The organism is Bordetella petrii (genome assembly GCF_020991325.1).
Taxonomy (GTDB): Bacteria; Pseudomonadota; Gammaproteobacteria; order Burkholderiales; family Burkholderiaceae_B; genus Bordetella_A; species Bordetella_A petrii_E.
In genome coordinates this window covers 1-6,097 of the sequence record NZ_JAJMLX010000266.1, presented here as the reverse complement: position 1 = coordinate 6,097, position 6,097 = coordinate 1, and the positions used below count along the sequence as shown (strand labels likewise).

At 67.6% G+C, this 6,097-nt stretch carries 6 protein-coding genes; 4 read left to right on the top strand and 2 right to left on the bottom strand.

Annotation, left to right across the window (positions count from 1 at the left end):
* The 4 genes from LPZ50_RS20340 to LPZ50_RS20325 form a co-directional block, all read left to right on the top strand.
* Window positions 1-446 (top strand): DUF3348 family protein (locus LPZ50_RS20340; protein ID WP_230664387.1); only part of this gene is annotated, 446 nt, incomplete at its 5' end.
* Between the two features lie 11 nt (window positions 447-457).
* On the top strand, window positions 458-2,782 hold the full coding sequence (locus LPZ50_RS20335; RefSeq protein ID WP_230664385.1) for a DUF802 domain-containing protein: 2,325 nt from the start codon (window positions 458-460) through the stop codon (window positions 2,780-2,782).
* Window positions 2,779-3,420 carry an OmpA family protein gene (locus LPZ50_RS20330; RefSeq protein ID WP_230664383.1) on the top strand — a complete coding sequence of 214 codons (642 nt, stop codon included), beginning with the start codon at window positions 2,779-2,781 and terminating at the stop codon, window positions 3,418-3,420. The genes LPZ50_RS20335 and LPZ50_RS20330 overlap by 4 nt, the downstream gene beginning before the upstream one ends.
* On the top strand, window positions 3,413-4,048 hold the full coding sequence (locus tag LPZ50_RS20325; RefSeq protein ID WP_230664381.1) for a DUF2894 domain-containing protein: 636 nt from the start codon (window positions 3,413-3,415) through the stop codon (window positions 4,046-4,048). The genes LPZ50_RS20330 and LPZ50_RS20325 overlap by 8 nt, the downstream gene beginning before the upstream one ends.
* On the opposite strand, the gene ampC is transcribed toward LPZ50_RS20325, so the two are convergent.
* Both ampC and LPZ50_RS20315 read right to left on the bottom strand, forming a co-directional pair.
* Window positions 4,045-5,178: a class C beta-lactamase gene (gene ampC / locus LPZ50_RS20320; RefSeq protein ID WP_268903508.1), complete on the bottom strand. Its 1,134-nt coding sequence runs from the start codon at window positions 5,176-5,178 to the stop codon at window positions 4,045-4,047. The genes LPZ50_RS20325 and ampC overlap by 4 nt on opposite strands.
* Before the next feature lie 95 nt (window positions 5,179-5,273).
* Window positions 5,274-5,933 (bottom strand): glutaminyl-peptide cyclotransferase, encoded by a 660-nt coding sequence (locus LPZ50_RS20315; protein WP_230664377.1) that lies wholly within the window; start codon window positions 5,931-5,933, stop codon window positions 5,274-5,276.
* Between the last annotated feature and the right edge of the window lie 164 nt (window positions 5,934-6,097).

Sequence of the window (6,097 nt, the reverse complement as noted above, 5' to 3'; positions counted from 1 at the left end):
CGCCGCCGCGCGGGCCCCTGGCGGCCGCGCGCATTGCGCAGGACGACGAGCCCGACTACAGCACTTATCGCCAGCGCTACCTGGCCCTGCAACAGTCGATGGAAAACCAGATCGCCAAGCTGCGCGGCCGCCTGCGCGCGACGCTTGCCACTCAGGCGCCGGAGAAGGCCCGCCTGGCCATGGTGGACGCCATCATGGAACGGTCGCTCATCCTGCAAGAGCGGCGCATGCTGTCCACCATACCCGGGCTGCTGGAAGGCCACTTCCAGCGCCTGCGCCGCGCGGCCCTGGCCGAGCAAGAACAGAATGGCGATGCGCCGCCGCCGGCACGGCTGCCGCCCTGGCTGGCACGCTTTCGCCAGGACATGCGCAGCGTGCTGCTGGCCGAGCTCGACATACGTTTACAACCGATCGAAGGCCTGCTGGCCGCCGTGCGTGGCAACTGACCCGGACACCCATGACCCGATACTTTGTTCCTCTTGTTGTTTTCCTGGCCGGCCTGGCGGCCGTGGGTTGGATCGGCGCCGGCTACGTGGGATCGAACCCGCTGGCCCTGGCCGTCACGCTGCTGATCGCCGCTGTCTACCTGGCGGGTGCCATCGAACTCTGGCGCTATCAGCAAGCAACCACGACACTATCGCGCGCCCTGGACGGATTGTCCGATGCGCCCGCCCAACTGGGCGGCTGGCTGGACCAACTGCACCCCGGCCTGCGCAATGCGGCGCGCCTGCGCATCGAGGGTGAACGGGTCGCCCTGCCCGGGCCGTCCCTGGCTCCCTACCTGGTGGGCCTGCTGGTATTGCTGGGCATGCTGGGCACTTTCCTGGGCATGGTCGCCACGCTGCGCGGCACGGGCGCGGCACTGGAAAGCGCCATCGACCTGCAGGCCATCCGCGCCTCGCTGGCCACGCCGGTAAAAGGGCTGGGCTTCGCCTTCGGCACCTCGGTCGCGGGCGTGGCCAGTTCCGCCGCGCTGGGCCTGCTGGCGGCGCTGTGCCGGCGCGAACGCATCCAGGCAGCCCAGGTACTCGACGCCAGGATAGCCACTACGCTGCGCGGCTATTCGCAAGGCCACCAGCGCGAGGAAACCTACAAGCTGCTGCAACGGCAGGCCGATGCCATGCCTGCCCTGGTCGACCGCCTGCAAGCCATGGTGGCCGCGCTGGAACAACAGAACCAGGCACTGAACGATCGCCTCGCGGCGGGCCAGGATACCTTCCACAACAAGACCGAAGCCGCCTATTCGCGGCTGGCGGCCTCGGTGGAACAGGCCGTGAAGCAAAGCGTGGCCGACAGCGCCGCGGCCGCCGGCGCGGCCATCCAGCCGGCCGTTGAAGCCACCCTGGCGGGCCTGGCGCGCGAAACCACCGCCTGGCAGAACACCGTCACGCAGGCCGTGCGCGAACAGCTGGATGGCTTATCGGGCCGCTTCAACACCACCACCGCATCGGTTGCCGACACCTGGACCCAGGCGCTGGCGCAACACCGGCAGGCCAACGAGGCCCTTGCCCACGGCCTGGGCGCCTCGCTGCAGCAATTCACCACCACCTTCGACCAGCGTTCGGCCAATCTGCTGGACGGCGTGGCCACCCGCCTGGACAGCACGGCCGGCCATATGGCGGAAGCCTGGGCCCGCGCCCTGGATCAACAGGAACAGGCCAACACGGCCATGGCGGGCAGCCACCAGGCTGTCCTGGCGGCTGCCACCGCCAACCTGGAACAACACGCCACGTCGCTGCTCGATGCCGTGAAACAGTCGCAGGCCGGCCTGCAAGCCGACCTGGCCGCGCGCGACGAACAGCGCCTGGCCGCGTGGAATGCCTCGCTGGACGGCATGGCCGACACCTTGCTGCAACAGTGGCAACAGGCCGGCGCGCAGTCGGCCGAACAGCAGAAGCAGATCTGCGATGCCTGGGCGCAAACCGCCCGCGACATTGCCGCGCAGAACCAGGCGCACACCCGCGACACTCTTGCCGAAATGACGCAACTGGCGCATGCCGCGGCCGAGGCCCCCAAAGCCACGGCGGACATCGTGGCCACCTGGAACGCTTCGATGGACGACATTGCCGGCGCGCTGCGCCAGCAATGGGAACAAGCCAGCGCGCACGCCGTGGAACGCCAGCAGCAAATCTGCGACACCCTGGCGCAAATTGCCCAGGACATGTCGGCGCAAACCCAGGCGCACGCGCGCGACACCATTGCCGAAGTGGCCCAACTGGTGCAAACCGCCGCCGAGGCCCCCAAGGCCGCGGCCGAGGTCATTGCCGAACTGCGCCAGAAACTGGCCGACAGCATGGCGCGCGACAACACCATGCTGGACGAGCGTGGCCGCCTGATGGAAACCCTGAGCACCCTGCTCGACGCCGTGAACCATGCGTCGACCCAGCAGCGCGCCGCGGTGGACGAACTGATCGCCACATCCGCCGGCCTGCTGGAACGCGTGGGCACCCGGTTCACCGACAAGGTCGAAACCGAAACCGGCAAGCTGGACGGCGTGGCCGCGCAAGTCGCCAGCAGCGCCATCGAAGTGGCCAGCCTGGGCGAAGCCTTCGGCGCATCGGTGCAGTCATTCGGCCAGACCAACGACAAGCTGGTCGAACAACTGCAACGCATCGAAGCATCGCTGGACAAGTCGCTGGCGCGCAGCGATGAGCAACTGGCCTATTACGTGGCCCAGGCGCGCGAGGTCGTCGACCTGAGCGTGATGTCGCAAAGGCAGATCATCGAAGACTTGCAGCAGCTTGCCAGCCAGCGGGCGGCGGCCAGCAGCGACGCGGCATGAAAGACGAATTCGACGCCGGCGTAGAACCCACCGCCCCTGCCTGGGCGGTGTTCGGCGACATGATGTCCGTGCTGCTGGGCGCTTTCGTCCTGATCCTGGTCAGTGTCATCGGTGTACAACTGGAACTGTCCAGCCGGCTGGAAGACGAGGTGAAGCAGCGGCAGGAAGAAACCCAGCGCCGTGTGGCCCTGGAACAGGCGCTGGCAGGCCCCCTGGCGGCGGGGCGCGTCACCTTGGTGGATGGCCGTATCGGCATCAGCGGCAATGTGCTGTTCGCGCTGAATTCCGACCAGTTGCAGCCCGAGGGCCTGGAAGTGCTCAAGAGCCTGATCGCGCCGCTGACCGCGTACCTGCAGGCACAGGACGAAGTGCTGATGGTCAGCGGTTTCACGGACGACCAGGCCGTGCATGGCGATAATCGCCGCTTCGCCGACAACTGGGAACTGTCGGCGCAGCGCGCCCTGACGGTCACGCGCGCACTGATCGAGCAAGGCATACCGCCCTCTTCCGTGTTCGCGGCGGCGTTCGGCGAGCAGCGCCCCGTAGCCTCGAACGCCGACGCCGATGGGCGCGCCAGCAACCGGCGCGTGGAAATCGCCCCGGTTGCCCGCCCCACCATGGAGCAGGCGCGTGACTAGCCGCCCGCCGTGCCCGGCGCAGCAAACCCTGGACGCATGGCGCGAGCAAGGCGCCGACCGCCTGGATCCGCTGCGTTTCCACACCCTGCAGGGCATGGCCCGCCGGGCCGCCGGCCTGCGCGGCGAGGCGCGGCGGATACTGGACGGCAAGCTTGCCGAACAAATGGCGCAATATGGCGCCCGCGTGGCGGCGACAGCCCGCGCAGGCCAGGGCGAAGAAAAACCGGCCGCGCGGGCCGTTGACAGCACGCTGGCCGGATTGCTTGCGCACATCGAGGCCCAGGCCGGGCTGCAGGCGGAATCCGCGCCGGACAACCCCGCCGGCCGCCGCGCGCTGTACCCCGAACTGGAATCGCTGGATTATTTCCGGGCCACCTGGGCCCGGGTCAGCACCGACAGGCAGTTGCGGCAATCGGAAGAACAGGTGCACGAGAACGCCGGGCCCCTGAATTCCAACCACCTGGTGCACCGCGGCCTGCAACTGATGCGCGAGCAATCGGCCGGCTACCTGCATCAGTTCCTGGCCTACCTGGACGCCCTGTCCTGGATGGACCAACTGAACCACAGCGGCGCGCTGGCCGGCAAGCCCGTGGCCCGCCCCAGGAAAAGCGGGCGGACGGCCCGTTAATGGCCGGGCCGGGCCAGGCCCGCGTCCAGTTGCCGCGCGATGTCATGCGCGGCCGCCACCCGGGCCTCGATGGGATAGTTGCGGTTGGCCAGCAGCACGATACCGATGCGGCGTTGCGGGACGAAGGCCACATAAGCGCCAAACCCGTTGGTGGACCCGGTTTTGTTGACCCAGGCATCCTGGCGCGCGGGCGTGGGCGGAACCAGGGCCGTTACCGGCGTGGGCTCCAGGATGACGGATGCCGAATTGCCCTGTTTCAAGGCCTGCAGGCTGACGGGATACGCATACCATTCCCAGATCAGGCCTTGCGTCATGGGCCCCACCCGGAAATAGCCCGCACGCGTGTCCGCCAGGGCGCGCCGCAGGCCGGCGTCCACGTCGGCCATGCCCATGTTCGCGCGCAGGTAGCGCACCATGTCGGCCGCATTCGTCTTCACGCCGTAGGCTTCCTGCCAAAGCAGGCCGGGCGACAGGCGGGTGGGCTTGCCATCCTTGGTATAGCCCTGCGCATACGAAGCCAGGCGATCTTCGGGCACGTCGATATAGGTGCTCGCCATGCCCAGCGCGGGTAGCAATTGCTGCTGCATCAGGGTAGCGAAATTCCCGCCCAGGCTGCGCGCGGCGATCGCGCCCAGGGTACCGATGCCAGGGTTGCCGTAGGTTCGGTAGGTTCCCACCGGATACTTGGGCTGCCAGGCCTTGAAGTAATCCAGCAGCCCGGCCTGGTCATGGATGTCGTCCGGCACTTGCAGCGGCAGCCCGCCAGCCGTGTGCGTGGCCAGGTGGAACAGCGCCACCTGGCCGAACGCGGTGCCTTGCAATTCAGCCAGGTAGCGGTCTATGGGGTCTGTCAGCGCCAACTTGCCCTGGACTTGCGCCCAGGCGGCCAGCGTGGCGGTGAAGGTCTTGGTCAGCGACCCCACCTCGAACAGCGTGCCCGCCGCAACGGGCTGGCTGGTTTGCCGCGACTGCACGCCGTAGTTCAGTACCACCGCGTCATCCTGCGCAACCACTCCCACCGCCATGCCGGGGATGTCGTACTGCTTCATCAAGGGTTGCACCACCGCATCCACGATGCGGCGCACCTCGGCCTGCCTGCCGCCGGCTTCTTCGGCCACGGCATTGCCCATGGCCAGGCAAACCGCAACCGCGGTTCCCCACCTGCGAAAGCAGCGATTCACGACAACTCCTGTTCCTGCGTGTGCAAACCGCTAGGTTACTGCGTTCACGGCGCGGGCGATGCCTGTTGCGGCACGCGCTTGGGCCGGCGCACCGACCGCAGCTTGCCGGTGGCGCCCCCACCGCAAAAAAACTGACTCTCGCCATCCGATTCCAGCCCGGACACGAACGCGCCGGGCGGCATGTCCAGGCTGTCCAGCACCTGCCCGGTATGGGGGTCGATCTGCCGCAACTGGCTGGCGTCGTCTTCCCAGGTGCCATGCCACAACTCGCCATCAACCCAGGTCACCCCGGTCACGTAACGGTCGGACTGCAGCGTGTTCAGCACCTTGCCCGTATCCGGGTCTACCTGATAGATCTTGCGGCTTTTGTAGTGGGCCACCCACAGCATGCCTTCGGCCCAGGCCAGGCCCGAATGGCCGTCGCCGTCGGGGGTGCGGATCGACGCCAGCACCTCGCCCGTATGCGGGTCGATTTTCTGGATATGCTCGCCGGCGACCTGATAAAAGCACTTGCCGTCGAAGGCCGTGCCGGCGCTGGCCGCGGCATCGATATGGCGCGTCACCTGGCCGGTATGCGGGTCCAGGGCATTCAGCTTGTCGCCGGATGCGAGCCACACGTGGCGGCCGTCGTAGGTGACGCCATGCACGGCGTCTATGCCCGGAAAGGGGCCATATTCCTGGGTGATTTCAGCGGGTTTGTTCATGTCGGCATCCTGTTGGTTGATCACGAAAAAAGGAGCACTACAGGTCTGCATGCTATTCGTGGAAAAACGAGCCGGGAAGTAACAAGCTTGTCGCGAATTCGGGCACCGTGGCCGCCTGCCAGCGGCGGCCGCGGCCACGCCCCGACGGCCTGGCCTTGCCGGCC